The organism is Streptomyces sp. NPDC092370 (assembly GCF_044755265.1).
In the GTDB taxonomy this organism is placed as follows: Bacteria; Actinomycetota; Actinomycetes; order Streptomycetales; family Streptomycetaceae; genus Streptomyces.
Genome location: NZ_JBIVQO010000014.1, coordinates 135,545 through 160,467 on the forward strand (window position 1 = coordinate 135,545; position 24,923 = coordinate 160,467).

The 24,923-nt window shown below is 72.2% G+C and carries 32 protein-coding genes; 22 read left to right on the top strand and 10 right to left on the bottom strand.

The window, feature by feature from the left end:
* Nucleotides 1-58: 58 nt before the first annotated feature.
* The 4 genes from ACIQHQ_RS32525 to ssd are packed head-to-tail and all read right to left on the bottom strand — an operon-like array spanning nucleotide 59 to nucleotide 4,038.
* Entirely contained in the window at nucleotides 59-850 is a 792-nt protein-coding gene (locus tag ACIQHQ_RS32525; protein WP_402618888.1) for a type II secretion system F family protein, read from the bottom strand.
* Complete coding sequence (locus tag ACIQHQ_RS32530; protein ID WP_402618891.1) at nucleotides 847-1,719, bottom strand: type II secretion system F family protein; 873 nt, start codon at nucleotides 1,717-1,719, stop codon at nucleotides 847-849. Before ACIQHQ_RS32530 ends, ACIQHQ_RS32525 begins: the two co-directional genes overlap by 4 nt.
* Nucleotides 1,703-2,929: a TadA family conjugal transfer-associated ATPase gene (locus tag ACIQHQ_RS32535; RefSeq protein ID WP_402618894.1), complete on the bottom strand. Its 1,227-nt coding sequence runs from the start codon at nucleotides 2,927-2,929 to the stop codon at nucleotides 1,703-1,705. Before ACIQHQ_RS32535 ends, ACIQHQ_RS32530 begins: the two co-directional genes overlap by 17 nt.
* Nucleotides 2,926-4,038 carry a septum site-determining protein Ssd gene (ssd, locus tag ACIQHQ_RS32540; RefSeq protein WP_402618897.1) on the bottom strand — a complete coding sequence of 371 codons (1,113 nt, stop codon included), beginning with the start codon at nucleotides 4,036-4,038 and terminating at the stop codon, nucleotides 2,926-2,928. The genes ACIQHQ_RS32535 and ssd overlap by 4 nt, the downstream gene beginning before the upstream one ends.
* A 572-nt stretch (nucleotides 4,039-4,610) precedes the next feature.
* On the opposite strand from ssd, the gene ACIQHQ_RS32545 reads away from it, so the two are divergent.
* Nucleotides 4,611-5,444 (top strand): HAD family hydrolase, encoded by an 834-nt coding sequence (locus ACIQHQ_RS32545; RefSeq protein WP_402618900.1) that lies wholly within the window; start codon nucleotides 4,611-4,613, stop codon nucleotides 5,442-5,444.
* A 336-nt stretch (nucleotides 5,445-5,780) separates the two neighbouring features.
* On the opposite strand, the gene ACIQHQ_RS32550 is transcribed toward ACIQHQ_RS32545, so the two are convergent.
* Together ACIQHQ_RS32550 and ACIQHQ_RS32555 are read right to left on the bottom strand one after the other, a co-directional pair.
* Entirely contained in the window at nucleotides 5,781-6,605 is an 825-nt protein-coding gene (locus ACIQHQ_RS32550; protein WP_402618903.1) for an oxidoreductase, read from the bottom strand.
* An 89-nt stretch (nucleotides 6,606-6,694) separates the two neighbouring features.
* Complete coding sequence (locus ACIQHQ_RS32555; RefSeq protein WP_402618906.1) at nucleotides 6,695-7,951, bottom strand: hypothetical protein; 1,257 nt, start codon at nucleotides 7,949-7,951, stop codon at nucleotides 6,695-6,697.
* Nucleotides 7,952-8,240: 289 nt separating this feature from the next.
* Here ACIQHQ_RS32555 and ACIQHQ_RS32560 point away from each other — a divergent pair, with 289 nt between their 5' ends.
* Nucleotides 8,241-10,610, top strand: coding sequence for a bifunctional SulP family inorganic anion transporter/carbonic anhydrase (locus tag ACIQHQ_RS32560; protein WP_402618909.1), 2,370 nt, complete (start codon nucleotides 8,241-8,243; stop codon nucleotides 10,608-10,610).
* A 457-nt stretch (nucleotides 10,611-11,067) separates the two neighbouring features.
* Here the strand turns inward: ACIQHQ_RS32560 and ACIQHQ_RS32565 are convergent, their stop codons facing one another.
* Genes ACIQHQ_RS32565 through ACIQHQ_RS32575 form a run of 3 tightly spaced genes read right to left on the bottom strand, consistent with a single transcriptional unit; the run spans nucleotide 11,068 to nucleotide 13,500 of the window.
* Nucleotides 11,068-12,720, bottom strand: coding sequence for a recombinase family protein (locus ACIQHQ_RS32565; protein ID WP_402618912.1), 1,653 nt, complete (start codon nucleotides 12,718-12,720; stop codon nucleotides 11,068-11,070).
* Complete coding sequence (locus ACIQHQ_RS32570) at nucleotides 12,717-13,058, bottom strand: hypothetical protein (protein ID WP_402618914.1); 342 nt, start codon at nucleotides 13,056-13,058, stop codon at nucleotides 12,717-12,719. The genes ACIQHQ_RS32565 and ACIQHQ_RS32570 overlap by 4 nt, the downstream gene beginning before the upstream one ends.
* Before the next feature lie 13 nt (nucleotides 13,059-13,071).
* Nucleotides 13,072-13,500, bottom strand: coding sequence for a helix-turn-helix domain-containing protein (locus tag ACIQHQ_RS32575; RefSeq protein ID WP_402618917.1), 429 nt, complete (start codon nucleotides 13,498-13,500; stop codon nucleotides 13,072-13,074).
* Between the two features lie 284 nt (nucleotides 13,501-13,784).
* On the opposite strand from ACIQHQ_RS32575, the gene ACIQHQ_RS32580 reads away from it, so the two are divergent.
* From ACIQHQ_RS32580 to ACIQHQ_RS32645, 14 genes are all read left to right on the top strand, one after another.
* Entirely contained in the window at nucleotides 13,785-13,991 is a 207-nt protein-coding gene (locus ACIQHQ_RS32580) for a helix-turn-helix domain-containing protein (RefSeq protein WP_402618920.1), read from the top strand.
* Complete coding sequence (locus ACIQHQ_RS32585) at nucleotides 13,988-14,206, top strand: hypothetical protein (protein ID WP_402618923.1); 219 nt, start codon at nucleotides 13,988-13,990, stop codon at nucleotides 14,204-14,206. Before ACIQHQ_RS32580 ends, ACIQHQ_RS32585 begins: the two co-directional genes overlap by 4 nt.
* 68 nt (nucleotides 14,207-14,274) lie before the next feature.
* A complete protein-coding gene (locus tag ACIQHQ_RS32590) occupies nucleotides 14,275-14,667 on the top strand; it encodes a hypothetical protein (RefSeq protein ID WP_402618925.1) in 393 nt (130 codons plus the stop codon).
* Nucleotides 14,664-15,044 (top strand): hypothetical protein, encoded by a 381-nt coding sequence (locus tag ACIQHQ_RS32595; RefSeq protein ID WP_402618928.1) that lies wholly within the window; start codon nucleotides 14,664-14,666, stop codon nucleotides 15,042-15,044. Before ACIQHQ_RS32590 ends, ACIQHQ_RS32595 begins: the two co-directional genes overlap by 4 nt.
* Nucleotides 15,041-16,315: a recombinase RecT gene (locus ACIQHQ_RS32600; protein WP_402618931.1), complete on the top strand. Its 1,275-nt coding sequence runs from the start codon at nucleotides 15,041-15,043 to the stop codon at nucleotides 16,313-16,315. Before ACIQHQ_RS32595 ends, ACIQHQ_RS32600 begins: the two co-directional genes overlap by 4 nt.
* Nucleotides 16,312-16,926 (top strand): hypothetical protein, encoded by a 615-nt coding sequence (locus ACIQHQ_RS32605; protein ID WP_402618934.1) that lies wholly within the window; start codon nucleotides 16,312-16,314, stop codon nucleotides 16,924-16,926. Before ACIQHQ_RS32600 ends, ACIQHQ_RS32605 begins: the two co-directional genes overlap by 4 nt.
* Nucleotides 16,923-17,699 (top strand): DNA methylase, encoded by a 777-nt coding sequence (locus tag ACIQHQ_RS32610; RefSeq protein WP_402618937.1) that lies wholly within the window; start codon nucleotides 16,923-16,925, stop codon nucleotides 17,697-17,699. Before ACIQHQ_RS32605 ends, ACIQHQ_RS32610 begins: the two co-directional genes overlap by 4 nt.
* The gene (locus ACIQHQ_RS32615; RefSeq protein WP_402618940.1) at nucleotides 17,696-17,845 is read left to right on the top strand and encodes a hypothetical protein; all 150 of its coding nucleotides are present in this window, start codon (nucleotides 17,696-17,698) and stop codon (nucleotides 17,843-17,845) included. The genes ACIQHQ_RS32610 and ACIQHQ_RS32615 overlap by 4 nt, the downstream gene beginning before the upstream one ends.
* 71 nt (nucleotides 17,846-17,916) lie before the next feature.
* On the top strand, nucleotides 17,917-18,816 hold the full coding sequence (locus tag ACIQHQ_RS32620) for a hypothetical protein (protein ID WP_402618943.1): 900 nt from the start codon (nucleotides 17,917-17,919) through the stop codon (nucleotides 18,814-18,816).
* On the top strand, nucleotides 18,813-19,502 hold the full coding sequence (locus tag ACIQHQ_RS32625) for a cell surface glycoprotein (RefSeq protein ID WP_402618946.1): 690 nt from the start codon (nucleotides 18,813-18,815) through the stop codon (nucleotides 19,500-19,502). The genes ACIQHQ_RS32620 and ACIQHQ_RS32625 overlap by 4 nt, the downstream gene beginning before the upstream one ends.
* Entirely contained in the window at nucleotides 19,499-20,059 is a 561-nt protein-coding gene (locus ACIQHQ_RS32630; RefSeq protein ID WP_402618949.1) for a hypothetical protein, read from the top strand. The genes ACIQHQ_RS32625 and ACIQHQ_RS32630 overlap by 4 nt, the downstream gene beginning before the upstream one ends.
* Nucleotides 20,056-20,217 (top strand): hypothetical protein, encoded by a 162-nt coding sequence (locus ACIQHQ_RS32635; RefSeq protein WP_402618952.1) that lies wholly within the window; start codon nucleotides 20,056-20,058, stop codon nucleotides 20,215-20,217. Before ACIQHQ_RS32630 ends, ACIQHQ_RS32635 begins: the two co-directional genes overlap by 4 nt.
* A gap of 129 nt (nucleotides 20,218-20,346) precedes the next feature.
* Nucleotides 20,347-20,874 (top strand): HNH endonuclease signature motif containing protein, encoded by a 528-nt coding sequence (locus ACIQHQ_RS32640; RefSeq protein ID WP_402618955.1) that lies wholly within the window; start codon nucleotides 20,347-20,349, stop codon nucleotides 20,872-20,874.
* Nucleotides 20,874-21,368, top strand: a complete 495-nt coding sequence (locus ACIQHQ_RS32645) for a single-stranded DNA-binding protein (protein WP_402618958.1) — start codon at nucleotides 20,874-20,876, stop codon at nucleotides 21,366-21,368. The genes ACIQHQ_RS32640 and ACIQHQ_RS32645 overlap by 1 nt, the downstream gene beginning before the upstream one ends.
* A gap of 14 nt (nucleotides 21,369-21,382) precedes the next feature.
* On the opposite strand, the gene ACIQHQ_RS32650 is transcribed toward ACIQHQ_RS32645, so the two are convergent.
* Nucleotides 21,383-21,574, bottom strand: coding sequence for a hypothetical protein (locus ACIQHQ_RS32650; protein WP_402618961.1), 192 nt, complete (start codon nucleotides 21,572-21,574; stop codon nucleotides 21,383-21,385).
* A 159-nt stretch (nucleotides 21,575-21,733) separates the two neighbouring features.
* Here ACIQHQ_RS32650 and ACIQHQ_RS32655 point away from each other — a divergent pair, with 159 nt between their 5' ends.
* From ACIQHQ_RS32655 to ACIQHQ_RS32680, 6 genes are all read left to right on the top strand, one after another.
* Nucleotides 21,734-22,468 (top strand): hypothetical protein, encoded by a 735-nt coding sequence (locus tag ACIQHQ_RS32655; protein WP_402618964.1) that lies wholly within the window; start codon nucleotides 21,734-21,736, stop codon nucleotides 22,466-22,468.
* Nucleotides 22,465-22,617: a hypothetical protein gene (locus ACIQHQ_RS32660; RefSeq protein WP_402618967.1), complete on the top strand. Its 153-nt coding sequence runs from the start codon at nucleotides 22,465-22,467 to the stop codon at nucleotides 22,615-22,617. Before ACIQHQ_RS32655 ends, ACIQHQ_RS32660 begins: the two co-directional genes overlap by 4 nt.
* The gene (locus tag ACIQHQ_RS32665) at nucleotides 22,614-23,513 is read left to right on the top strand and encodes a hypothetical protein (protein WP_402618970.1); all 900 of its coding nucleotides are present in this window, start codon (nucleotides 22,614-22,616) and stop codon (nucleotides 23,511-23,513) included. The genes ACIQHQ_RS32660 and ACIQHQ_RS32665 overlap by 4 nt, the downstream gene beginning before the upstream one ends.
* Entirely contained in the window at nucleotides 23,510-23,752 is a 243-nt protein-coding gene (locus ACIQHQ_RS32670) for a hypothetical protein (RefSeq protein ID WP_402618973.1), read from the top strand. The genes ACIQHQ_RS32665 and ACIQHQ_RS32670 overlap by 4 nt, the downstream gene beginning before the upstream one ends.
* Nucleotides 23,753-23,771: 19 nt before the next feature.
* The gene (locus tag ACIQHQ_RS32675; protein ID WP_402618976.1) at nucleotides 23,772-24,560 is read left to right on the top strand and encodes a hypothetical protein; all 789 of its coding nucleotides are present in this window, start codon (nucleotides 23,772-23,774) and stop codon (nucleotides 24,558-24,560) included.
* Nucleotides 24,561-24,707: 147 nt separating this feature from the next.
* Nucleotides 24,708-24,842 (top strand): hypothetical protein, encoded by a 135-nt coding sequence (locus ACIQHQ_RS32680; protein WP_402618978.1) that lies wholly within the window; start codon nucleotides 24,708-24,710, stop codon nucleotides 24,840-24,842.
* The last annotated feature ends 81 nt before the right edge of the window (nucleotides 24,843-24,923 follow it).

Consider the following 24,923-nt stretch of genomic DNA (forward strand, 5'->3'; position numbering starts at 1 on the left):
AGGAAAGAGTCCGAACTTCTGCCTTTTGTCGCTCACTTGCTTCCGGCCCGTCTTCGCGTCATCCACCACCCCCTGCGAGGACCCCGCCCGCGAGCCCGATCACGACGGGCAGCACGCCGACCGCGATGAACGCGGGCAGGAAGCACAGCCCGACCGGCGCACTGACCATCACGCCCGCCCGGCGGGCCCTGACCGTCGCGGCGCGGCCCCAGTCGGCACGGGTCTCGGCGGCGAGCCGTGCGACCGGCACGGCGGCGGGCAGCCCGGACACATCGGCCCGTTCCAGCAGCCCGGCCAGGCCTCCGGCGCCCGGGAGGGCACCCAACCTCCGCCAGGCCGCACCCGGTTCCCCACCCAGTCGCACCTCCGCCGCACCCCGGGCGAGGGCGTCACCGACGGGGCCGCCGAGGGCCTCACCCACCGCCTGCGCCGCGATCACCGGGCCGGCGCCCGCCGCGATGCAGGCCGCCAGCAGGTCTGCGGCGAGGGGCAGTTGCCGCGCCGCCTCGGCGAGGTCGGATGCGCCTGGGTCCGCGCCGGCCACCTCCCGCCGCAGCCGCCACCGCCACACACCCACCGCGCCGGCCAGCCCCACGGCGACCCCGGCGGGACCCCCGATCAGCGCCCATCCGGCGCATGCCACGCCCGCCGGGGGCAGCCAAGCGCGGGCGATCCCGCGCACGGCCGCGCGTGGGGCAGGCGCCGGCGCCTCCCGGGCCCTCGACAGCCCGGCCAGTCGCCGGCGCGTCCTCCGGCGGCGCCGGGACGTGATCAGCCACCGCGCCAACCCTGCGCAGGCCGCCACGATCCCCACGGCCACCCCCAGCCTGTGGACAACTTCTCCGCTCATGCCACTCCCTCCGCGCTCCGTACGATCCGTCCCACCCACCACAGCCCCAGCCCCTCCAGCACCCCGCCGGTCGCCAGGCAGCCCAGCCCCGCCCCCGTGTGCAGCAGGACATGGAGGGGATCGGCGCCCAGCGCGGTGCCGATGGCGAGGCCCAGGGCAGGCAGCCCGGCGAGCATCACCGCCGTGGCCCGGGCGCCCGCCAACTGGGCACGCAGATCGGACCGTTGATCACGTTCGGCGCGCAGGGCGGCGGCGAGCCGGTCGAGTCCGGCCGCCAGTCCCGCGCCTTGGTCCACGGCGACCCGCCAGCACGCCGCCAGGCCGAGCAGTCCCTCGGCACCCGGTTGCCGTGCCGCCGTCGCGAGCGCGTCCGGCACGTCACCGCCGAACCGCGCCGCCGCCAGCACCGTCACCTGGGCGTCCGCGAGTCCGCCGCAGTCCCGCGCGGCCCGCAGCAGTGCCTCGCCCGGCTGGCGTCCGGCCCGCACCTCCCCGGCGAGCGTCCCGCACAAGGCGATCACCGCGTCGGCCCGCTGTTCCCGGTCCCTGCGCGCCCCGCCGGCCAGCCGGGCCCGCCTCATCAACGGCACCCCGGCCGCCCCCAGGACGACCGGCAGCACCGACGCCCCGGGCACCGCCAGCACCAGCCCGGCCACCGCCGACCACCACTCGGCCCCCAGCCGCCCGCGGACGCGCCGCAGCCGACCGGTCAGCCGCCGCCACCCGGGCGGCCCGTGCGCGACGGCCCCGCCATCCGCGAGCAGCAACCGCGCCCGCCGCGCCGCCTCTTCCCGCTCGCCCAGCAGCCAGACGGCCGCCCCCATGCACACCACCGCCGCACCCGTCGACATCTCAGGCACCCCCGTCATGACCGGCCTCCTCCATCGCGGCCTCGTCCGGCACGCTCCCGCTCGCCACACCCCGCAGCAGCCCCCGCAGCCGCTCCCAGCCCCGCTCCCGCACGAACGCCTGCGCTCCCCACCGAAGCGCCGGCACCGTCCGCACCAACCCCGACGGGTCGCGCTCCAGGACGTGCACCTCGGCGATCCGCCGCCGCCCGGAGCGGTCGCGCACCAGATGCAGCACCACGGAGAGGGCGGCCGCCAGTTGGCTGTGCAGCGCGGCCCGGTCGAGCCCGGCGGCCGTGCCGAGCGCCTCCAGCCGGGCCGGTACATCGGCGGCGGCGTTGGCGTGCACGGTCCCGCACCCGCCCTCGTGCCCGGTGTTCAACGCGGCCAGCAGATGCACCACTTCGGGCCCGCGCACCTCGCCCACGACCAGCCGGTCGGGCCGCATCCGCAGCGCCTGACGCACCAGATCCTCGAGGGTGACGAGGCCCGCGCCCTCCTGGTTGGCGGGTCTGGTCTCCAGCCGCACGACGTGTGGATGATCGGGTCGCAGTTCCGCCGAGTCCTCGGCGAGGACGATCCGCTCGTCCGGCCCGACCAGTCCCAGCAGGGCGCTCAGCAGTGTGGTCTTGCCCGTGCCGGTTCCACCGCTGACCAGGAAGGACAGCCGGGCGTCGAGCAGCGCCCGCAGCACGCGGTCCCCGCCCGGCGGCACCGTGCCCGCCGCGACCAGCTCGCCCAGGGTGAAGGCACGGGGCCGTACGACCCGCAGCGACAGGCAGGCGCAGCCGACGGCCACCGGCGGCAGCACCGCGTGCAGCCGCGTCCCGTCGGGCAGCCGGGCGTCGACCCAGGGCCGGGCGTCGTCCAGACGGCGTCCGGCCACGGCGGCCAGACGCTGGGCGAGCCGTCGTACGGCCGCCGCGTCCGGGAACCGCACCGGCGTCAGCTCCAGTCCGCCGCCCCGGTCCACCCAGACCCGGTCCGGGGCCGACACCAGCACGTCCGTCACCGCCGGATCGGCGAGGAGCGGCTCCAACGGTCCGCTGCCGACCAGTTCGGACCGCAACTGTGCGGCGGCCCCCAGGACCTCGGCGTCCCCGAGGACCCGCCCCTGCTCCCGCAGGGCCTGCGCCACGCGTGCGGGGGTCGGCTCGGCCCCGCTCTCGGCCAGCCACCGCCGCACCCCGTCGAGCAGCGCCGCGCCCTCGGGTGCGGCCAGGGAGCTCATGCCGCACCCGCCTCGACGAGCGCCCGCTCCCAGAACCCCTTGCAGAACCGGGCCAGCGGTCCCCGGGGAGCGGCACCCGGTGGCACCGTGCCCTCGTCCGGGCGCGCCAGCCCCGGATCGTGCGGTACCTCGCCGACCAGGGGCAGTCCGAGCAGCCGGGCCACCTCACGGTCGTCGAGCCCAGGCGGGTATGGCCCGCGGACCGCCACCCGCAGGTCCCGCAGGATCATGCCGACCGCGGAGGCCACCCGTCCCGCGGCGGCGACGGCCCGCAGCTCGGCGGGCACCACCAGCACGCCCAGGTCCAGCTGTGTCAGGACCTCGGCGACACCGTCGTCGATCCGGCGGGGCAGGTCGACCACGACCGCGCCTCCCCGGCGCCGGGCCGCCGCGAGCACCGCGCGCACCGCCCGCGGCGGGACGGCGATCCGGTCGCCGCGGTCCCAGCTGAGCACCCGAAGCGAGTGCAGTTCGGGCAGCGACTCCTCCAGGGCGCCCCCGCCGACCCGTCCGCGTGAGGAGGCGAATGCGGGCCAGCGCAGCCCTTCGGCCGTCTCGCCGCCGAGCAGTACGTCGAGTCCACCGCCCAGCGGATCGGCGTCCACGAGGAGGGTGCGCAGTCCCTCCCGCGCGGAGGTGACGGCGAGGGCGCAGGAGAGCGTGGAGGCTCCGGCCCCGCCCCGGCCGCCGATGACACCCACGGTGAGGGCGGGCCTGCCGACGCCCTCGGCCATGTCGGCGATCCGGTCGACCAGCCACTGCTCGCCGTCGGGCAGCATCAGGACGTGCTCGGCGCCGATCTCGACGGCCCGGCGCCACACCCCTGAGTCGTCCTGGTCCCGGCCGACGAGGACGACGCCCCTTCTGCGCGCGGCCCCGCGCACCCTCCGGGCGGCGTCGTCGCCCACCAGGACCAGCGGCGCGGCCTCCCAGCTGCCTCTGCGCTCCGGCACCCCGTGGTGCACCTCGGGTGTGGCGCCCGCCGCCGCGCACAGGCGGAGCAGATCGTCGAGGAGTTCGGTGTCCTCGGTGACGATCAGCGGTCCGCCCTGCCGGCCTCCGGCGGTCGGCGGCGGGTCGTGTGTGACGGTTCCGGCCACGGTTTCCATCCCCCTTCGCTGCGTGAGTCGCGCGGGCCCCTGCGGCTCCGCGATTCCAACGTGGGAAGAACCGGCAAGCGGCCTCCCTGTGAACGGCCGACAGAAACCGGCCAAACGCTCCCGGGTACTCGGAACCGGCCATGAACTCGCCGCGAGCGGGACGCGCAGGAATCACGGTGCAGCGATCCCGGAAATCGTGTGGATCTTGGTGGAAAACTGTGGACGTGCCGGGGGTTGTGAATATCGCCTTCACCCGTACCGGTGAGCCACTCAGACCGCCCGTGCGACTTCCACAGAGCAGTCCGGCCACTACACGGCGTGACAGATCATGCACATGTCAATTCCATGCCCGCGACCCTGCCGGACCGGCTGTCAGGCCGTGAGAAGGAGGAGAAAACCCACCCGGACATGCGACGACCCCCGCCGGGGGGGAGAGCGGGGGTCGTCCCCCAGGCCGACTCGGGGGGGAGGAGTCGGGCCGGGTTAGCACGGTCGCGAACGATCCGTGACTTCCATGGTGTACCCGAGAGCCTTCTCAGGCAAACCCACACGCCCCACCTTACGCCGAATGGGCTGCCCCTATGCTCTGGGGCGTGGAAAACCACTCGTTGCCCCGCACAGCCGCCTTCTTTGACCTGGACAAGACGGTCATTGCGAAGTCGAGCACGCTCACGTTCAGCAAGTCGTTCTACCAAGGCGGTCTGATCAACCGCAGGGCCGTCTTGCGTACCGCATATGCCCAGTTCGTCTTCCTCGCCGGCGGCGCCGACCACGACCAGATGGAGCGCATGCGCGCATATCTGTCCGCCCTGTGCCGCGGCTGGAACGTGCAGCAGGTCAAGGAGATCGTCGCCGAGACGCTGCACGACCTGATCGACCCGATCATCTACGACGAGGCGGCCTCCCTGATCGAGGAGCACCACACCGCCGGACGCGACGTCGTCATCGTGTCCACGTCGGGCGCCGAAGTGGTCGAGCCGATCGGCGATCTGCTCGGCGCGGACCGCGTGGTCGCCACCCGCATGGTCGTGGGCGAGGACGGCTGCTTCACCGGCGAGGTGGAGTACTACGCTTACGGCCCGACCAAGGCCGAGGCCGTCAGGGAACTGGCCGAGTCCGAGGGGTACGACCTCAGCCGCTGCTACGCCTACAGCGACTCGGCGACCGATGTGCCGATGCTGGAGTCCGTCGGTCATCCGCACGCCGTGAACCCGGACCGGGCGCTGCGCCGCGAGGCCCTCACGCGCGGATGGCCGATCCTGGACTTCCACCGCCCCGTCCGGCTCAAGCAGCGCATCCCGGCGTTCGCCGTACCGCCGCGTCCGGCGCTCGTCGCGGTCGCCGCCATAGGCGCCGCGGCGGCCACCGCGGGACTCGTCTGGTACGCGAACAGGCGCCGGACGACGGTCGCTTGACCTGGAGCGACGCACCGTCCCCTTTGAACCCAAAAGTAAAGAAGTGCAGTCTGGACTTCCGCTCACTGCGGGGCAGGAGTACAAAGGACTCAACGGCCCGCGAGACCAAGGACATCCGAGAGGATCACCTTTTCAACGCATTCGGCCCCACGGACCGAGCATGAACACCGGGCACCCACGCGACGTCGACCCGTCGAATACGGGCCAGCCGCACCAGGTGACGGGCAAAGCTCCCGACCTGATGGGCATATATCGAGGACGCTTGGTAACCCGATGCTCATGCCAGCGGCGGTACGAGGACTCGTACCGCCGCATCACTTTTTCCGCCGGGCGATATCAGGCCGCTCCGCGTTGCAGCGCCTCGCACACCGCCATCGACTCACGGGCCCCCAGTTCGACGGCCCTGCCGCAGTGGGCGATCCAGGCGGCCACGCCCTCGGGAGTACCGGAGACGTACCCTCCCAAGGCCGTCAGGTAGGCGTCGCGTCCCAGCTCGGCGTGGCCGACCTCAGCCGCGCAGACCGACTTCGGGTCCAATCCGCTGCCCACCAGGACGATGCGCTCGGCCGTGCGCGCGACCAGGCCGTTGTGGGACGTGAAGGGGCGCAGCGCCAGGAGTTCGCCGTGCACGACAGCGGCCGTCACCAGCGCCGGTGCCAAGCCGCCGGCGATGATCAGTCCGGCCAGTCCGTCCAGCCGGCCGTGCGTCTCCGCGGCGCTCGGCAGCGGCAGCCCCACGACCGGTTCGTCGACCGGCTCGCCCTCCTTGCGGGGCCGCCCCACCTCATCGCCCTTGCCGGCGGCCGCCACCAGGTGCAGCCGGGCCAGCACACGCAGGGGTGACTGCCGCCAGATCGACAGCAGCTGGCCCGCCTCCGCGGTGAGCCGTAGGGCGGCGCCCACGGTGCGGGCCTCGTCGTCGCCACTGAAGTCCGTACGCCGGCGCACTTCCTCCAGGGCCCAGTCGGCGCCGGACAGCGCGGCCGAGCCACGGGCGCCGCGCAGGGCGGCCTCGGAGGTGATCGCGTTGCTGCGCCGCCGCATGACCCGGTGTCCGTAGACCCGGTCGACGGCCTTGCGTACGGACTCCACGGAATCGGCCACTCCGGGCAGCGCCCCCAGGGCCGCGAGGGGATCGGCGGTCGCGCCTGCTGTACTCATGAGTACGACCCTACGCACCCCGGGGCCCCGTCCCACGGCGGAGTGGCCTTCTTCACGCGCGCGTGCGCCCGGCCACGTCCGCCGCAGGACTACCCCTTGGCCGCGGGTACGCCCTTGGGGGCCGGGGCGGGACGGTCCGACAGGAAGGCCGCCCAGCCCTCCTTGGGCGCCTGGCCGACCGGCAGGCCGCGCAGCTTCTCCAGCGTCTTCGGGTCCTGCGCGTCCAGCCAGTCAACGAGCTGCCGGAACGACACGCAGCGCACCTCCTTCTTGGTGCACACCGTCTCGATGACCTCCTCGACGGCCCGCATGTAGGTGCCGCCGTTCCAGGACTCGAAGTGGTTGCCGATGATCAGGGGGGCGCGGTTGCCGTCGTAGGCCCGCGCGAAGCCCTTGAGCAGGGCGTCGCGCATCTGGTCGCCCCAGTAGTCGAACTTGGCGGGGTCGCCCTGGGTGGTGGTGCCCGACTGGTTGACCATGAAGTTGTAGTCCATGGTGAGCTGCTCGAAGGAGTGGCCCGGGAACGGCACGAGCTGCATGGACACGTCCCACAGGCCCTGCTTCTTCTGCGGCCACACCTGGTTGTTGACACCACTGGTGTCATACCGGAAGCCCAGGTCACGGGCGGCCTTCATGAAGTTGCGCTGGCCTTCGAGGCAGGGGGTGCGGGCGCCGATGAGCTCCTTGTCGTAGTCGAAGGGGAGTGGGGAGGCGTCCTTCAGGCCGGTGTTGGTCTTCCAGGTCTTCACGAACTGCTTGGCCTGGGAGATCTCGTCCTTCCAGTCCTGCACGGACCACTCTCCGACACCGCCGCCGCTGCCACAGAAGTGGCCGTTGAAGTGGGTGCCGATCTCGTTGCCCTCCAGCCACGCCAGGCGCAGCTGCTCCGCGGTGGCGGCGATGCCCCGGCGGTCGTTGAAGCCGATGTCGGAGCGGCCCGGGGAGTGCTGGGGCGGGCGGTACTGGTCACGCTCGTCGTCCGGCAGCATGTACACGCCGCTCAGGAAGTACGTCATGGTCGCGTTGTTCTTCTTGGCGACCTTGCGGAAGTGGGAGAACAGCTTCTGGCCGTCCTCGCCCGCGCCGTCCCAGGAGAAGACGACGAACTGGGGGGGCTTCTGTCCGGGCCGCAGCCGTTCGGGCCTGGGCAGGTGGGGCTGGGCGCCGGTGTAGGCGGTGGAGCCGTCTCCGATCAGCCGGACCGCGCTCTTCGGCGCCTGCGCCGGCGTCGCCTTCGGCGGGTCGGGCTTCTCTTGCCGGGGGCTGCCGGTCGCGCAACCGGCGAGCGATGCGGCGCAGACCGCGGCGATCACGGAGCCCGCGGCGATCCTGGGGGTGGCGGCCATGTTCCGCCCACCTTCTTCCTTCTCTCGGGTGCGGACAGCGCCGCCACATTCACACGAGACCGAGAAGGAACTAGTACGACAAGCCGATCAAATGCGCACTTCACTCTTCTGGGCGATCTATTCACCCATTTGCCCGGAAAGTCTATGCTCGCCCTTTACTCTGAATTACGATCCGTTTACCGAGCGTTGATTCATCCCGCCGATCTACGCCGTGACCGCCGCGACCGAACCCGCCTTGAGCGGGCCCACCATGACGCGACCGCCGCAGCCCCGGAGGAGACGGGAAACCATGTCAGCCTGCGTCCCCACACGCGCCGCCGACCCGAACCGAACCGAGCACACGCATCCGCCCCACAGTCCGCCGCCGACCGAGCCCCGCCGATTCCGCATCGCGGGTGCCGATGTGTCGGCCTCGATCGCGGTCTTCCTGATCGCCCTGCCGCTGTCCTTGGGTATCGCCCTCGCGACCGGCGCCCCTCTGCAAGCCGGCCTCGTCGCCGCCGCCGTCGGCGGACTGGTCGCCGGGCGGCTCGGCGGCTCCCCGCTCCAGGTGAGCGGACCCGCCGCCGGACTCACCGTGGTGACCGCCGACCTCATCCAGCGCTACGGCTGGCGGACGACCTGCGCCATCACCGTCCTCGCCGGTCTCGCGCAACTCGGCCTGGGTTGCCTGCGGGTGGCCCGCGGCGCTCTCGCTGTCAGCCCCGCCATCGTGCACGGAATGCTCGCCGGGATCGGCGTCACGATCGCCGTCGCCCAACTGCACATCGTGCTCGGCGGCACACCGCAGAGCTCCGTCCCGGACAACCTCCGCGCGTTGCCCGCCCAGTTGGCGGACATGCGCCCCGCGGCCGTGTCGGTCAGCGTGCTGACCCTGGCGCTGCTCCTGCTCTGGCCGAGACTGCCCGGACGGGCCGGACACCTGCTGCGCAAGATCCCGGCCGCGCTCGTCGCCGTCGCCGGGGCCACCGCGGTCGCCGCCCTCGCCGGTCTCCGGCTGCCCAAGGTCGACCTGCCGTCCTGGAGCAACCACGCCTTGGCCGGGCTGCCCGAGGGCCCCGTGCTCGGCCTGGTCGCCGCCGTGCTCACGACCACGCTGGTGTGCAGCGTGCAGTCGCTGCTCGGCGCGGTCGCCGTGGACAAGCTGGTGGCCGGCCGCCCGGGCCTGTCCGCCCGCGTCGGGCGCTCCCACCTCGACCGCGAACTGCTCGGGCAAGGTGCGGCCAACATCGTCTCCGGCTCACTCGGCGGACTGCCCATCGCCGGTGTGGCCGTGCGGAGTTCGGCCAATGTGCACGCGGGAGCGGTCAGCCGGAACTCCACGATGCTGCACGGCGTTCTCGTAGTGATCGCCACGCTGCTGATGGTCCCGATCCTGGAGCTTATTCCGCTCGCCTCGCTCGCCGCCCTGGTGATGGCCGTCGGCATCCAGATGGTGTCCCTGAACCACATCCGCACGGTGACGCGCCACCGGGAAGTGTGGGTCTACGCCGCCACCACCCTCGGTGTGGTCTCCTTCGGCGTCCTGGAGGGCGTGGCGCTCGGCATCGCCATGGCCGTCGGCGTCGCCCTGCACCGCCTCACCCGTACTCGCATCACGCACGAAGAAAGGGAAGGAGTCCATCACGTTCACGTCAGAGGACAGTTGACGTTCCTCGCGGTGCCACGGCTCAGCCGGGCCCTGCACCTCGTGCCCCACGGTGCCGACACCGTCGTCGAACTGGACGGGTCGTTCATGGACCACGCGGCATACGAGACCTTGCAGGACTGGCAGAAGACACACACCGCGCAGGGCGGCAACGTGGAGATCACCGGCCGGCACCCCGGCACCCGCGTCTCCGAGCCCCAGGCCCTCACCGGCTGCCGCTGCCGGCCCTGGACACCCTGGCGCAACCACCAGTGCGACGGTCCGCAGTCCGTGTCCCCCACCGAGAAGAACCCGGCCGGGTCGGACCGCTCCGAGCCGGACCCGTCGGGCACCGGCGGAGCCAGCGGGCACGAACTGGCGCGTGGCATCAGCGCGTTCCAGCGCAACACCGCCCCCCTGGTGCGCGGCGAGCTGGCCCGGCTGGCGCGTGAGGGGCAGCGGCCCTCGCAGCTCTTCCTGACCTGCGCCGACTCGCGACTGGTCACATCGATGATCACCTCCAGTGGCCCGGGTGACCTGTTCGTCGTGCGCAACGTGGGCAACCTCGTCCCGCGGCCCGGCGAGGAGAGCGGCGACGACTCGGTGGCGGCCGCGATCGAGTACGCCGTGGACGTCCTGCGGGTGCGGTCCATCACGGTGTGCGGGCACTCGGGGTGCGGCGCCATGCAGGCCCTGCTCAACTCCGAGCCCGGAGGCGCCCGGACCCCGTTGAAGCGATGGCTGCGGCACGGGCTGCCGAGCCTGGAGCGCATGGCCGACGACACCACGTCCTGGGGCAGGCTCGCCGGGCGCTCCCCGGAGGACGCGGTCGAGCAGCTCTGCCTCACGAACGTGGTCCAGCAGCTGGAGCACCTGCGTGCCCACGACTCGGTGGCCCGGGCCCTCGGCGAAGGCACCCTGGAGCTGCACGGGATGTACTTCCACGTGGGCGAGGCCGAGGCGTATCTGCTCACCGAGACGGACACCGGCGCTGTCTTCGACCGGGTACGGGAGTCGGACCTGACGGTGTGAGCCCGGCGCCGGGTGGGGCTCTGTCCCGGCCCGGCACCGGATGCGGGTGTGCCCCCGATCGGCAGCGGGGGCACACCCGTGGCCCACCCGGGCCCGACCGCACCGCCTCGGCTCTCCCATGGCTGCGCCCCCCCTCCGGCCCGGCCGCCGCTCGCAGGATTACCGCCACGGCTCCTCCCGCTCCGTCGCGCTCAGATGACGGGCAGCAGACGCGGTGAACTTTCCCTGGTCGGCGTCCGTGGCTACGGATGACCCCCGCCGCCGACAGCAGCCCTCAACAGGTCTAAACCAATCGGCGGTCGGCCCTTGTCATCGCACCCCCGGGTCTGATGAGCTGTGGCCTGGGACACAACGGACACCCTGGGAAAGGCAGATGCCGTGAGCAACGAGAGCCTGGCCAACCTGCTCAACATAGAGAGGGACGGACGCTCGTTGCGGACATACCTTTGACCTGTGGTTATGCGTTGGCGCGCGGGCCGAGGAGCTGCGGCGCGTCCTCCCACATCGCTACCGGCACGACGCGGGCGGCAACTTCGGTGCCATCCGGCGCGGTGTACTTCGGGTACGCCCACACCCCCCGCAGCACGGATCGTAGGAGTGCTCGGCGCGTCTCGACGGGGGTGATGTCCCACCGTTCGATCAGGCCGTGGATGATCGGCTGGTAGTCGGCCGGCCGTGCCTCTTCCTCCTCGGTGCGCTGGTCGAGTTGGGCGAGTTCGGCCGTCACGCCCGTCTGATCCTTGGTCAGCCGTTCCCGCTCGCGCTTGTAGGAGTCCTCGGGAATCACGCCGCGCGTGAGCAGATCGGTTTGCCGGTCGAGCTGCTGCTCAATTTCCTTGAGCCTGGCGCGTAGCTGATCGCGGGCAGCGTCGAGCCGTTCGCGGGGTGTGCCTACTGCTTCGGTGCGCTGCTGCGGGATGGTGGCGGCCTCTGCTTCGATCATTGCCGACCACTCGCGAAGACGCTTCTTGACGGCGTCCTCGGCGACGCTGCGCAGTACGTACACGCCGTCGCACGTGCCGTTGTCTTTCATCGCCGAGCACCGGAACATGTAGCCCGGTTTCCGGATGAGGACTTTGCCGGCGCCGTAGGTGGAACCCCCCGCGGCTGATGCGGTGCCGCCGCAGCGTCCGCACCGCATGTTGCCGGACAGGGCGTAGGCCGGTTTCCGGTTGCCGCTGGGGGTGTTGCGGGCCCGTTCGCGCTTCTCCTTGTACGCCTCCCATACGTCTTCGGGAACGATCGGTTCATGCGCTCCCGGCACCCATATGCGGTTCGGACAGTTCATGCCGCGTGAGCGGTTGCTGTCGGGGTCCTTGGGGGGACAGTCGCAGTCGTCGGGGTGGTACCGAATCCAACCGGCGGCCCATCCGCTGTCCATGTAGCGGGTGAGGCCGGATTGCAGCCAGGGCTTACCGCGGGTGCCGAGATAGCCGTTCACGCCGCACCACTGGGTGACAGAACCCATGGACTCGCCGTCGGCCACGCGTTCGTACAGCCTGGTAACGACGCGGCCGACGTCGTCGGGCTCGTACCACTCGCGGTGAATCACGCCGGCGTCTTCGTCGAGTTGGCGCCGGTGCCAGATGTACCCCCACCGCTTCCCGCCGGTCGCGGGCAGGCCAGCGGCGCGGCGGTGTTCGCGGGTCTCGGCCCACTGCTCGCCGATCCTGTCTGACTCGTACTCGGCGAACTTGAAGGCCATGCCCATTTGCAGTCGGCCGAACGCGGTTCGGGTGTCGGCTGCCTCGGTGGCGGAAGCGAGCCGGCCGCCAGCCGCTTCGAGTTTGGCCAGATAGACCGCGTTGGCGTGGCGCGAGCGGCCGAACCGCGAGTACCGCCAGACGGCGACGCCGCGGGCGACGCGGTCCTCGACCACCTTGATAGCGGTACTGATCTTGCGCTTCATCTTCCGGCCGGACACGTCGAGATCTTCAATCCAGTCGACGATTTCGGCGTTGTTGCGTTCGGCCCATGCGCTGATGGATGAACGCTGAATCTCGGGACTGATCTTCTCCTCGTAGTAGGTCGACACTCGGATGTATCCGACGAAGGGCTCACGCTTGGTGATGATGCGTGAGCCCTTCGCACGGTCGAGCGTTTGCGTCACGTAGTGGACTCCCGATTCAGGCGCCGCACCTGCGCTCCGTCCAACGGCACGACTTTCGCGTCCGGCGGTTCGGCAGCGAGTCGGGCGTCGTGCGCAACGATGTTGCGAACGAGGGCAGCGGCGACGCGGTTGGTTTGTTCGGTGACGTAGTGCCGTACGGCGCGGTAGCCAGTGACCAGGCTTGCCAGTACTCCGGTCGTGGTGGTGATGGTGCCGGTGATAATGGCGGGCCCTACCTCAGCCGTCGTGAGAACTCCGGTGATCAGGATGGTGAGCCCGACAACGAGAGTGATCACGGCGGCGACGGCGGTGAGGTAGACATCGGTACGGCTGGTCACTTGCGGCCCTTTCCTAGCTGGTGCCCTCCCGCCTGTGTTTGGCAGTGAGAGCAGCGATCACGCCGCGTACGGCGGCGCGGTCGGTTTCGTCGACTACTCCGAGCGCGGTAAGCGCTTGCTCTTCAGTTGTGGGAGTGCGGGGCCGCTCAGCGGGTGGAGGCTCTTTCTCAAGTGCCTCCGGTGGGAGGTGGCCGGCCCTTACGAGGAGTGGCATCACGGGGATGCCGAAGGTGACGCCGAGCGCGTAGCACGTGCCGACGTCGGGTTGCCCCTTGTCGCGCAGCAGTCGCGAGACTGTGGCTACGGGGATGCCGGAGGCGTCAGCGAAGCGCCGCTGTACGCCGCGTTCCTCTGGGTCGTACCCGTTGCGGGCGAATGCCCATTTGAGCCACTCGCCGAACGTTGCGTCGAGTGGTGGTTCCGGTTGCGAGCCGTGTGTCATGAGCGCAATGTATCGCGCACGCGAGATTCATGGTGGGCGGTGCACAACTCTTTGACTCATTCATGTGTCGTCCCCCGTTTGTGCTGGCTGCATCCCACCCTCACGTTATCGAACACGTGAGCGGTTCTCCATCACTCGATCACAAACGGTAGCACCAGCACCACTGGTTACCGACGTACCGGTCCGTTTCTTCCCACATACGTTCCACGCGTGAGCGAAACCATGTTACGTTCCACTCGTGAGCGACATGCGCTCACGAGTGATCGAACGAGGTACGTCCCGCGATGCGTTTTGACCCCATCCCGCTGCGTACGGCCGCCGCCGCCAAGGGCGACAACACCACCGCCGCGATATCCCGTCGGCTCAACGCCCCGTATCAGACGGTCATTCGGTGGACGAGCGGTCGCAGCACCCCGGCCGGCCCTGCCCTCGCGGACATCGAGCGGACCTACGGCGTGACCGCCGCCGCCCTGTTTCCGGGCGACGCATGAACGCGCCGTCGCTCGCCGCCGCCCGCGACCGCGCCGCCGCCGTCAAGGCCGCAGCCCGCACATGGCGGCACGGCCTCGACGCCATGGACCGCATGAGCCCGGCCGCCGCCGCCCGCGCCTGCTATCAGCCCGGGGGCCCGTCGCTCGTCGAGCTGGAGGCACGCATCAAGGCCGACCGCGCCGCCCGCACCCGCAGCCACCGCGCCGCCGCCTGAACACGACGAAGGGCCGCCCGGATGCGACCCGGACGGCCCTGCTCGACCAACCCTCGAAGGGATCGACCATGAACACCCCCCAGCGTACCGAGCGCCCCGCGCTCCGCGCCGCACTCGGCATCAAGGGCGCCCGCGCCGCCCGTCGCCGCACGCAGTTCGTCGCCGTCGTCGCCCGCCAGCTCGACGAGATCACCCCCGGCACCGTCCGCGTACACACCGCGCCGACCACACACCAGGGCCGCAAAAACAGGCTAGTCGTCCTGTTTTCCGCGTCCGGCAGTGCCCTGCCGACGACGCGCGAGCAGCGCAGCGCCGCTTACGGCCTGCTCGGTCGAGCGTTCCCCGGCGCCGATTGGAGCCGGCCCCGCACGTACGACGCCGCTACCGGCGTCCTCGCCGTCGACGAGCCGATCGCCCCGGCCGAGCTCGGCCTCGACACCGCGCCGGGGGCCCGCCAGTGATCCGCCCCCAGCTCAGCGCCGACGGCCTCGCCGTCCGCCTCCCGCTCGCCGAGCACGTCGACCCCCTGCTCGACGAACTGGCCCTCGCGTACGCCCAGGACCCGGACGCCGTCGGCCGCCTGCTCGCCGCCCACGCCGCGAGCGTCGTCGCCCTCGACATCGCCGCGTGCAGCGACGACGCCACCGACTACGGCCGCGCTATGCGCGCCGCCGAGGCCGACGCCACCCGCGAGGCCCTGCTCGACGACTGCCCGGCCGCCGCCGCCCTCGACCCCCTGCTCGACCCCGACGACGCGATCAGCCTCGCCGGCCGCATCACCCGGACCGCCGCCCACATTCGCCACCGCACCGCACAGAACAGGAACGCCCGCCCGTGACCGTGACCACCCTCCCCACCGCCCACGCCCCGGCCGCCGTCGCCCCGGCCCGCGGGGGCGCCCTGTCCCTCTCCCACATGTCCCCCTATGAGGCGTGGCAGTTCTGCGAGTCCCTGGCCAACACGCCTCTACTGCCCGACGCCTACCGCAAGCAGCCCGCATCCGTCCTGTGGGCGATGGAGTACGGCCGGGCACTCGGCCTCGACGTCGTGACGACGATCACGACCATTCACGTGATCAAGGGCAAGCCGTGCCAGTCGGCCGACCTGATGCTCGGCCGCGCCCGCAACGCTGGTCACCGCGTACGGATCAAGTCGGAGCGCACCCGGTGCGAGGTGCGCATCATGCGCCACGACGACCCCGACGACGAGACCGTTATCGAGTGGACCCTCGACGACGCGGTGATCGCGGGTCTGTGCACGCTCCGCGACGGCCGCCCGTACGCCCGCGACCAGAAGAACCAGCCGCAGCCGTGGGAGAAGTTCCCCCGGGCGATGCTGCGGGCCCGTGCGATCGCCGAGGCCGTACGTATCGCGTGCCCCGAAGTGCTGCACGGCGCCATCTACACGCCCGAGGAACTTGGGGCCGTCGTCGACCAGGAGGGGAACCCCGTCGTCGTCGAGCGCGTCGACGCCCCGCCCATGCAGCAGGGCGTGACCGTCGTGCAGTCGACGCCGAACGGCCCGCCGACCGCGCCGGCCGAGCCGACCGCGCCGTCACGTGACTACCTCGCCGAGGCCGCCGAGACGGCCGACGCCGACCAGCTCGCCGCCATCCTTGCCGACGCCCAGGCCGCCGGCGCCCCCGCGGAGTACATGACGTGCCTCGCCGAACTCCGCGACGCGCACGCCGCCGTGACCGTCGGCCCCGTGCGCGAGATGCACGCCGCGGCTCAGGCCCGGGGCGTACACCCCGACCACCTCGCCCGCCTCGCCGCCATCGGCGCCACCAAGCCGGGCGCCAAGCAGCAGCAGGCCGACGGGGGCAAGGAGCAGCCGACGCCCGCCGAGCAGGGCACGCCGGCCGGACCCGCGCCGCACTCGGTTTCTGACGCGGTCGCCGCCGAGGCAGCGATACCCGCCAGCGTCGCCACCGCCGAGCAGGCCGCCGCCGAGGCCGAGAACCTACTCAGGCTCGCCGCGAGCCGCGCCCACCTCGCCACCCTCGACGCCGATTTCGAGCGCGTCTACGGCCTGCCCATCGAGCAGGCGACCGCCGCTCAGCTCGACCAGTTCCGCGCCAAGATCGAGGCCGCCGGGGGTGCCCAGTGACCGACGTCGAGAAGAAGGTCGAGGCGCCCGACCCGGCGTACCTCGCCGCCGTTCTGCGCCGCCGTCAGGCGATGCGGGCCCAGCTCGACCAGGCCGAAGTGTTGTACGAGGACGTCGACCGCGAGGCCAAGAAGTTGCTTGACCAGCAGTACAAGGCGACCCGCAGCGTCAAGGCCGACGTAACCCTCGACGACGACACGAAGTTCGCCAGCGTGACCCGCGTCGGGGGCGAGGCCGAAGCGCAGGTAAGCGACCGCGAGGCGTTCGCCGCATGGGTGCGCGACCACTACCCGGAACACTGGGATTTCCGGATCATCCCGGCCCGGACCGAGACCGTCGTCGACGAGACGTTCGCCGCGACCGTCCTCGCCGCCGTCGACGCCGCGGGCGTGCCCCAGTGGGCCGACCCCGAGTCGGGCGAGCTGCACGAAGTGCCGGGCGTGATGATCAAGCCGACGCGTAGCCGCTACTACCGGTGGACGTTCACCCGCGAGTCGAAGCGTCAGCCGCTCGACGGCCGCGCCCTGGTCACCAACGCAGTCAAGGCCGGCGCCCTCGACCTCGACACGCCCCTCGCCATCGAGGCCGCACCCGCCGAGGTCGAGCAGTGACGGCCGCCGTCCTCGACCGTCCGGGCACCGTCCACGTGCCCGGACAGCTCGACCACTCCCAGGCGTCGAGCCGTACCGGTTTCCCGCTCCCCGCCCGCCCGTGGAACGGCCTTACCGTCCTCGACGCGTGTTGCTGCGCGGGGGGCGCCGGTATGGGTTGGTACCTCGCCGGGTGGGACGTCGTGGGCATCGACAAGGACGACCAGCCCCGTTACCCGTTCCCGTTCATCCGCGGCGACGCGATCGAGTACATACGGGCCCACGGCCACGAGTACGACCTGATACACGCGTCGTGGCCGTGCCAGTACGGCGCCGCGATCAGCAAGGGCACCAATCGGCACTTGCGCGACCGGTACCCGAACCTGACCCCGCCCGGCCGCGAGGCCATGCTCGCCGCCGGCCGGCCGTTCGTGATCGAGAACCCGGACGCGCGCCCCGACGTCGTGCTGTGCGGCACGATGTTCGGTTTGCCGATCCTGCGGCACCGCAAGTTCGAGACGCACGGATGGTTCCCCCTCGCACTGCCCCACACCCCGCACCGGGGCCGCGTCCGCGGACACCGGCACGGCAAGCACTACGACGGCCCGTACGTCGCCGCGTACGGCAACGGGGGCGGTAAGGCCACCGTCGCCGAGATGCAGGCCGCAATGGGGATCACGTGGACCGACGTACGCCACGAACTCACCGAGGCCATACCGCCGGCCTACACGCAGTTTCTCGGCGAGCAGGCCGCCGAGCAGATCCTCGCCGAGCGCTACGGCACAGCCGCATGACCGCGCCGCCCCGCGAGGAGAAGCCGCCGCCGTCGTGCGAGTACGGCAACCCCCGATGCCACGCCCAGCCCGCCCGGTTCTACCCGTGCGGCTGGAAGTGCGACGAGCACCAGCCGGCCCGCACCCACCGCCGCAAGAGCCCGTGACCGGCCCCCGGGGCGAGGAGACGACCGCGCCCTCGCCCCGGGCGCCCCACCCCCGACAGGAGCGACACCCCGTGACCCTCGACGCCATGGATTGGGTGTGGACCCGTGCGAAGTCGCGCGGGAACGCCCGCCTAGTCCTGCTCGCCGTCGCCGACGCCACCACCGGGCCGGACGCAACCGCCCGCATGGGTACGGCCGAGTTCATGCGCCGGCTCGCTGCGTCCCGCTCGACGACGCGAGCCGCCGTCGACGCCGCCCTCGCCAGTGGCGAACTGGTCGAGGAGGAGCCCGCCCAGGGCAGCCGCGCGACCCGTTACAAGATCCCCGGGGCCGTCGGGTACGTCCGTACCCACCGCGCTACCGGGCCGGAATCCGGCCCCGTAGCCGAGACGACCCCCGGGCCGGAATCCGGCCCCCTCCCCGCTGCCGGGCCGAATCCCGGCCCCTCTACCGGGCCGGAGTCCGGTCCCCCCGCCGGTATCCCCGACACCCTGTTTGGGACCGAGATTCGGCCCCCTATGGGACCGGATTTCGGCCCCCATCACTCACCCATAGAGGGAGTGAGTGAAGGAGTGAGGGAGCGCGGGCGCGAGGTCGCAGTGATCCCGGAATTCGCCCGCCCCCTGGTCGACCAGATCACGGCCGCCCAGATCTACCCCGCGTGGACCCTCGCCCCGGCCGAATGGGTCATCGTTCACGCCCTGATCAAGCGCAGCGGGCCCGACATGCTCGCCGCCGCCGCCGTGCAGGCCGCCCAGCGCGCCCGGAACGGCGTCGCCCACGCCCGCTACTTCCTGCGGGCGTGGCAGGCCCTACCGCCCGCCCCCGCGCCCGGCACCATCCCGGCCGCCGCCCCGGCCCGGCCCGCCTCGAACGTGATCCCCCTCGACCGCGCCGCGCCCCGTGGACGCGTCGCCCAGTCCGCCGACTACCTCGCCGAAGCCCTCGCCGCCATGGAGGCCCAGCAGTGACCCCCCGCGAAGTCGCCGCCCTGATTGCGTACGTCGTCAAGCTCGACCCCCGCCTCGCCCTCGACGACCAGGCCGCCGCCGCCGAACGGCTCGCCCAGTGGTGCGACCTGCTCAGCGACGTACCCGCCCAGGCGCACGGGTGGGACGCCGCCCGCACGGCCCGCGACTACATCGCCCGCAACCCCTACCGCATCCAGCCGTCGGACATCTCCCGCCCGTGGCACACCCATAAGGCCGACGTGATGAGCCGTCACGTGGGCACGTTCGAGCCGACCGCGCACCCGGAGATCAACCCCGACGACGAGACCGGTAACGCCTACGTCGCCGCACTGCGAGCCGAGCGCCAGGCCGTCGCCGCCGGCCGGCTCGCACCCGTCACACACCGCGCCATCACCGCGGGCCCGGCCGCCGCCGAGGTCGCGCGCCGACTCGCCGCACTCGGCGAGTACATGCCGCCCAGCGTGAAACAGGCCCTCGCCCATCACCGACCGCGCCGCGCCCAGCGCGAGCAGGCCGCCGCCGCGAACCTCCCCGACGCCCTCGACGTCGCGTGCCCTTACGAGCACTGCCTCGCCCCCGCCGGCGACCCGTGCCGCAACGCACGCCGCGCCCAGCGCAGCACCCCGCACCCCTCCCGCACCGAACTTGCCACCGCCCGGCACTACGCCAAGGAGAGCGCAGCATGAGCCCGACCCCGAAGCAGGCCCGCCAGCACCGCCGTAAGGCCGTGCCCACCGACCGGACGAAGAACGTCACGTCGTGGCGCGTCGAAGCGTCGTGGGACCACCGCCCCGACGCTCCGGTCGTGATCCGTACGCCGGACAAGAAGCGCGCCCGCCGCAAGGTGACCGAGCTCGCCGACAAGGGCGCATACGTGATCTTCCAGGAACACGAGGGGTGGGACCGGTGGCGCACGCTCCGCGAGGTCGACGGCGCCGCCCTGCTCGCCGAGCGCGACGCCGAGCAGCAGCTCGCCGCGGCCGGCCACCCGTGGACGCCGCCCGCGTACCGGCCGGACGCCGACGACCGCCACCGGACGTGGCTTGCACGGATGGATGCCCGCGCCGAGGTCGAGCAGCAGCTCGCCGAGCAGGCCGCCCGCGAGCAGGCCGAGCAGGGCGCCCGCCGCCGTCGACTCGCCGCCGAGGCCGCCCGCGACGCCCGCGCCCTCATGTCGCCGCCCGCGATCGTCCGGCCCGAGAACCGGCAGCGCGCCCGGCACATCACCGGGGCGCAGCGATGATCCCCCGCGCCGCCCTCGCCGTCGTCCTCGCCGCCGTCGAGGACGCCCAACGTCAGCACGACGACCCCGAGGCCGCCGTCGTCCGCATCGTGGCCGACCTACGCGCCGAGGGATGGACGCTCGCCCCGCTCGACCAGGTCGAGCAGCCGGCCGCCTAACCCCACAGCAGGGGGGCGCCACACGAAGAAACCCAGGGCGCCCCCTCCCTGCTATATTTCACGCGCGAGTGATTCTCACTCGCTCACGCGTGAATGCACGCCTACATCCCGCCCGGAGGTACGTCCCCGATGGCTCGCACCACCTCGACGCCGGCCGAACGGTTCGCCGCCAAGACGACCCCCGGGCCCATCCCCGCCGGCCTCAACGCCCCCGATACCCCGTGCCTGTTGTGGCCCGAGACGGCCCTCGACCGCGACGGATACGGCCGCTTCTGGGTTGACGGCCGGTACGTCTCCGCCCACCGATGGGCGTTCGAGCAGGCCCGCGGACCCGTCCCCGACGGCCTCGACCTCGACCACCTGTGCAGCGTCCGCCGATGCGTCGCCGACGACCACCTCGACCCCGTCGACCACCGCACCAACGTTCTTCGCTCGACAGGGCCCAGCGCGATCAACGCGCGCCGCACACGGTGCGTGAACGGCCACGACCTCACCGACCCGGCCGTCGTGCACGTCAGCTACCCCCCGTCGCACCCGCACGGGATGCGCAAGTGCCGCGTATGCGCCCGCGACCGCGCCCGCCGCACCCGCGAGCCCCAGCTCGCCCCCGTCGCCCCCATGCCCACCCACACGACCCCCGAGAGGACCGCCGCCTAATGGCTGGAGAGACCCCGATCACCGTCGTTGGCAACGTCGTTGCCGACCCCGAGTTGCGATTCACCCCGTCCGGCGCCCCCGTGGCGAACTTCCGTATCGCCTCGACGCCCCGCACGTTCGACCGCGTCACGAACGAGTGGAAGGACGGCGACACCCTGTTTCTGTCCGTCAGCGTGTGGCGCCAGCAGGCCGAGAACGTCGCCGAGTCCCTCAGCCGCGGCGACCGCGTGATCGTCGTGGGCCGGCTCGGTCAGCGCCAGTACGAGAAGGACGGCGAGCGTAAGTCGTCGTACGAGATTCAGGCCGAGGACGTCGGGCCCGCGCTCAAGAACGCGACCGCCCAGGTCGCCAAGAACGGCACCCAGAACGGCCACCAGCAGCGCGCCCAGGGATACGGCCAGCAGGCCCCGCAGAACGGTTACGGAGCCCCCCAGGGCGATCCGTGGAACCAGCAGCAGCGCCCCCAGGGATACAGCGCCGAGCCCCCGTTCTGAGCATGAAGGGGCAGCTAGTCGCCTTGAGCGCCCTCAATGATCTTGTCCATAACCTGTCCAATGGCGATATAGGCCAAGGCCATTTGTGCGTCCGCCGCAGCAGTCTTTCCACCCGCCGTGGCCGACATGCGGTGACGATCTGCCTCCCGTTGGGCCCAGGTCCGGCCCTCACGAATGCCGTTAAGCAAGCGCTCTACGTCAGTCATGTACCGACGCTCTCACCGTCATTCCGAACGTCGACCGCGACAGGCCGCAGAGCCCCACGCATTCACCCCTTTCCACCACTCCGCGACCGGACGCGGGCCCGCTCACGCGCGGGCGCGCACGCGAGTACCGACCACCACTGACACAGGAGCGACCCCGCCATGCCCCGCATTCCCGACGCCGTCGCCGTTGCCTCCCTCGACACGCACCGTCTGATCGTCGCCGTACCGAACGAGGGACCCGCGGAGATCACGTGCAACCTCCCCCGTCCCGTCGCCGCGTCCGTATTGCGCCAGCTCGCCGACGGCCTCGACAGCCCGGCCGGCCGTTGCGACACCGCCCTCGCCACCGGCCGCCCGTGCCCCGTGCACGACGTGCCCGCCTCCCTGTCCGAGGGCATGCTCGCCGCCGGCCAGCAGGCCGCCGAAGGGTTCGCCCGCGGCATAGCCCAGGCGCAGCGCCCGGCCGGCCTCGACGCCCTGCTCGACCACGTCGCCGCCGCCATGACCCCGGACGACGACGAGCACCGGGCCGCCGAGGAGCCGCCCGCGCTCACCGCCGACGACGTGCGCGACGCCCTCGCGTTCAACGCCGACGACCGCGACCAGGTGCTCGCCACACTCCGCGACGTCCTGCTCGACACCACCGCCACGCGCACCCCCGAGCAGGCCCTCGCCGCCGCCCGCGTCCTGCTCGAAGCCCACGCCCGCCAGGTCGCCGCCCTGGTCGAGGCGCACTACCGCGCCACCCGGACCCGATGGGGGCTGTCCCGCTCGACTCGCGGCCTGCTCACCGGTTATGAGGGCGCCCGGAAGATCGTCACCGCGTACGCCGACGGCCTCGCCGACGAGCAGGCCCTCGCCGAGGGCGCAGCGAACGAGCAGGTCGAGCCGTGACCCCGGCCGTCGCCGTCGCGGCGAACCTCGCCGTCGCCGTCGTCCTGCTCGCCGCCAGTGTCCGCCTGATCGTGTGGGCACTGTCCGGCGAGCCCGGCCGCGCTCACCACGCCGACCGCCCCCTCGACCAGGAGCAGCCGCCCGCATGAGCCCCCGCACCGCCCAGCGCGCCCCCAAGGGCCGCGACCGCGACCGCGCCGACCGGCGGACCGTCGTCGACGTCCTGCTCGCCCGCGCCACCCGTGGCGTCATGTCCTCGACCGAGGGCGCCCTACTCGCCGAGCACGTACGCGAAGAACAGCGCCTCGCCGACGAGAACCGCCGCGCCCTGGCAGGCACTACGCAGGCCCTCGAACGGCACCGCAAGGCCGCCGACGCCGCCATACGCGAGGCCGAGCAGCGCGCCGAGCAGGCCGAGCACCGCGTCGAGCAGGTCGAGGAACGCCTCGCCGCGTACGTCGACGCGTTCGGCCCCGAGGCCGTCGAGGACTCCCACGCCATGCAGCACCGGGCAGCAACCGCCGAGGCCGCCGTTTCCCGCGTGCGCGTCCTCGCACAGCAGATGCGCGCCGGATCGCCCCAGGGCGCAGCAGCGATCTATGCCGACCGCATCGAGCAGGCCCTCGACAACGACCGCCGCGCCCTCGACCCCGACACGGCGATACGTGCCCAGTTCCTCGCCGCCGCCGACTCGACGACGGCCCGCCTCGCCGAGAAGCAGCGCGACCACGACATCGCCCTCGCCACCGCCCGCCGTAACACCGTGGCCGCCGCCGAGGAGGCCAGGGAGCAGCGACGCCGGGCCGGCCGGTACCGCCTCGCGTGGCTCGCCGCCCGCCGCGACCGCAAGGCCGACCGCGCCGCCATGGCCGCCGACCTCGCCACCATGCGCGCCGCCGAGCAGCAGCTCGCCGCCCTCCGGGCCGCACTGCCCGACGAACCCCGACCGTGTCTCGGCCTACCGAACGACCTCGCGTACGCCAACGGCCGGCACGACCTCGCCGAATGCGTCCGGTACGCCCTCGACCATGCGGGCCGGACGTGACCGAGCAGGCCGTCGACGCCGAGCAGGTGCGCGCCGCTGTCGAGCAGATGCGCGCCGCACTCAGGGCGTGGGCCGAGGCCGTCGCCCCCGCCGTGCGCGCCCTGGTCGCCGAGTTCGCCCGCCTCGCCGAGCAGATACGCGAGGCCGGCGTCGTCGACGACCAGGGCTGCCCCGCCCCCCGTGATCGCCCCGCATGGCAGAGCCCCTACGGCCCGCCGCCCCGCCGCCGCCAGCACTGAGCACCAGGAGCAGCACGACATGACGACCAGCCCCGGCCAGCAGGCCGCCGCCGACCTCGCCGCCGTCCGCGAGCAGTGGGGCGACCTGCTCGCCGCAATATCCGAGCCGCCGCGCCCGGCCGCATGGATGCCGTACGAGCGCCGCGGATTCCTCGACCAGCTCGCCGCCGAGGACCGCGCCGCCGACGAGCCGACCGTCGGCCGTCTGCCCCTGGTCGTCCGCGAGCACCCGGCACCGGCGAACTTGCGCGCCCTCGACGCCGCCCTCGCCGTCGAGCGAGACGTGTTCGACATGTGCGACGCCGTCGCCGAGCGCGTACAGCGCACCGTCGACCGCACCGACGCCCGGCTGTGGGCCCTGCCCACCGTGCGGGCCGCGGAGTGGAGGCACGACGCCGACCGGATCGCCGACCGCATCGGTTCCCGCGCGCATGGGCTGCATTGGGCGTGCGTCTACCTTGCAGGCCGCGCCCTGTCCGAGCCCGACGGCGAACTGTTCCGGATCACTCCCGCCCCCCTGCTCGACCAGGTCGCCGCCATGGCCCGCAGCGCACGCCGCAGCGTCGAGGCCGCGCTCGGCCGCGAGGGACGAACGCTCACACTCGACGACCCGTGCCCCTTCTGCAAGGGCGGACGGATCGTCGTGCACAACGGCGGAGGAGACCCACGGGCCGCCGTGGCGACCTGCTCGACGGGCCCCGTATGCCCGGCACCCGTGGACACCGAACGGGGCCGTAGGGCGTGGCGAGGCGCCGACCTGGTCGCGTTGTGGGTGGCGATCAACGCCCGGCGCACCGTGCCCGCATAAGGCCCGCTCACAGCCGTACATGCCCTCAACTCCCTTTCATAGTAAGGGAGTTAGGGGCAACTTTCTTTCCGCAACCCCTTGTGTACTCAGTACAGTACCGAGTACAGTAGTGATCACAAGGAACGGACAGGGGGTGAGAAACACACAATGACCAGGGAAGATGCGGCATTCATCGCCACCATCGCGGGAGCGGTACTCACCGGGATCGGGGCGATTGGCTCGCTGATCGGCGCATGGTTCGCCCGCGAGGCGACCAAGCGACGCGGTCGGCACCGCCGCTAAGAACCGGAGGGCGCAAGTGATAGTTGCGCCCTCCGGGGTCCCCCATCTTCCCAGACCACCGACACATCCGACCAGCACAGG

Coding starts and splice junctions, on each gene's coding strand:
- ACIQHQ_RS32525 (WP_402618888.1), bottom strand. CDS start 850: ATGAGCGGAGAAGTTGTCCACAGGCTGGGGGTGGCCGTGGGGATCGTG.
- ACIQHQ_RS32530 (WP_402618891.1), bottom strand. CDS start 1,719: ATGACGGGGGTGCCTGAGATGTCGACGGGTGCGGCGGTGGTGTGCATG.
- ACIQHQ_RS32535 (WP_402618894.1), bottom strand. CDS start 2,929: ATGAGCTCCCTGGCCGCACCCGAGGGCGCGGCGCTGCTCGACGGGGTG.
- ssd (WP_402618897.1), bottom strand. CDS start 4,038: ATGGAAACCGTGGCCGGAACCGTCACACACGACCCGCCGCCGACCGCC.
- ACIQHQ_RS32545 (WP_402618900.1), top strand. CDS start 4,611: ATGCTCTGGGGCGTGGAAAACCACTCGTTGCCCCGCACAGCCGCCTTC.
- ACIQHQ_RS32550 (WP_402618903.1), bottom strand. CDS start 6,605: ATGAGTACAGCAGGCGCGACCGCCGATCCCCTCGCGGCCCTGGGGGCG.
- ACIQHQ_RS32555 (WP_402618906.1), bottom strand. CDS start 7,951: ATGGCCGCCACCCCCAGGATCGCCGCGGGCTCCGTGATCGCCGCGGTC.
- ACIQHQ_RS32560 (WP_402618909.1), top strand. CDS start 8,241: ATGTCAGCCTGCGTCCCCACACGCGCCGCCGACCCGAACCGAACCGAG.
- ACIQHQ_RS32575 (WP_402618917.1), bottom strand. CDS start 13,500: ATGACACACGGCTCGCAACCGGAACCACCACTCGACGCAACGTTCGGC.
- ACIQHQ_RS32580 (WP_402618920.1), top strand. CDS start 13,785: ATGCGTTTTGACCCCATCCCGCTGCGTACGGCCGCCGCCGCCAAGGGC.
- ACIQHQ_RS32585 (WP_402618923.1), top strand. CDS start 13,988: ATGAACGCGCCGTCGCTCGCCGCCGCCCGCGACCGCGCCGCCGCCGTC.
- ACIQHQ_RS32590 (WP_402618925.1), top strand. CDS start 14,275: ATGAACACCCCCCAGCGTACCGAGCGCCCCGCGCTCCGCGCCGCACTC.
- ACIQHQ_RS32615 (WP_402618940.1), top strand. CDS start 17,696: ATGACCGCGCCGCCCCGCGAGGAGAAGCCGCCGCCGTCGTGCGAGTAC.
- ACIQHQ_RS32630 (WP_402618949.1), top strand. CDS start 19,499: ATGAGCCCGACCCCGAAGCAGGCCCGCCAGCACCGCCGTAAGGCCGTG.
- ACIQHQ_RS32635 (WP_402618952.1), top strand. CDS start 20,056: ATGATCCCCCGCGCCGCCCTCGCCGTCGTCCTCGCCGCCGTCGAGGAC.
- ACIQHQ_RS32640 (WP_402618955.1), top strand. CDS start 20,347: ATGGCTCGCACCACCTCGACGCCGGCCGAACGGTTCGCCGCCAAGACG.
- ACIQHQ_RS32645 (WP_402618958.1), top strand. CDS start 20,874: ATGGCTGGAGAGACCCCGATCACCGTCGTTGGCAACGTCGTTGCCGAC.
- ACIQHQ_RS32650 (WP_402618961.1), bottom strand. CDS start 21,574: ATGACTGACGTAGAGCGCTTGCTTAACGGCATTCGTGAGGGCCGGACC.
- ACIQHQ_RS32655 (WP_402618964.1), top strand. CDS start 21,734: ATGCCCCGCATTCCCGACGCCGTCGCCGTTGCCTCCCTCGACACGCAC.
- ACIQHQ_RS32665 (WP_402618970.1), top strand. CDS start 22,614: ATGAGCCCCCGCACCGCCCAGCGCGCCCCCAAGGGCCGCGACCGCGAC.
- ACIQHQ_RS32675 (WP_402618976.1), top strand. CDS start 23,772: ATGACGACCAGCCCCGGCCAGCAGGCCGCCGCCGACCTCGCCGCCGTC.
- ACIQHQ_RS32680 (WP_402618978.1), top strand. CDS start 24,708: ATGACCAGGGAAGATGCGGCATTCATCGCCACCATCGCGGGAGCGGTA.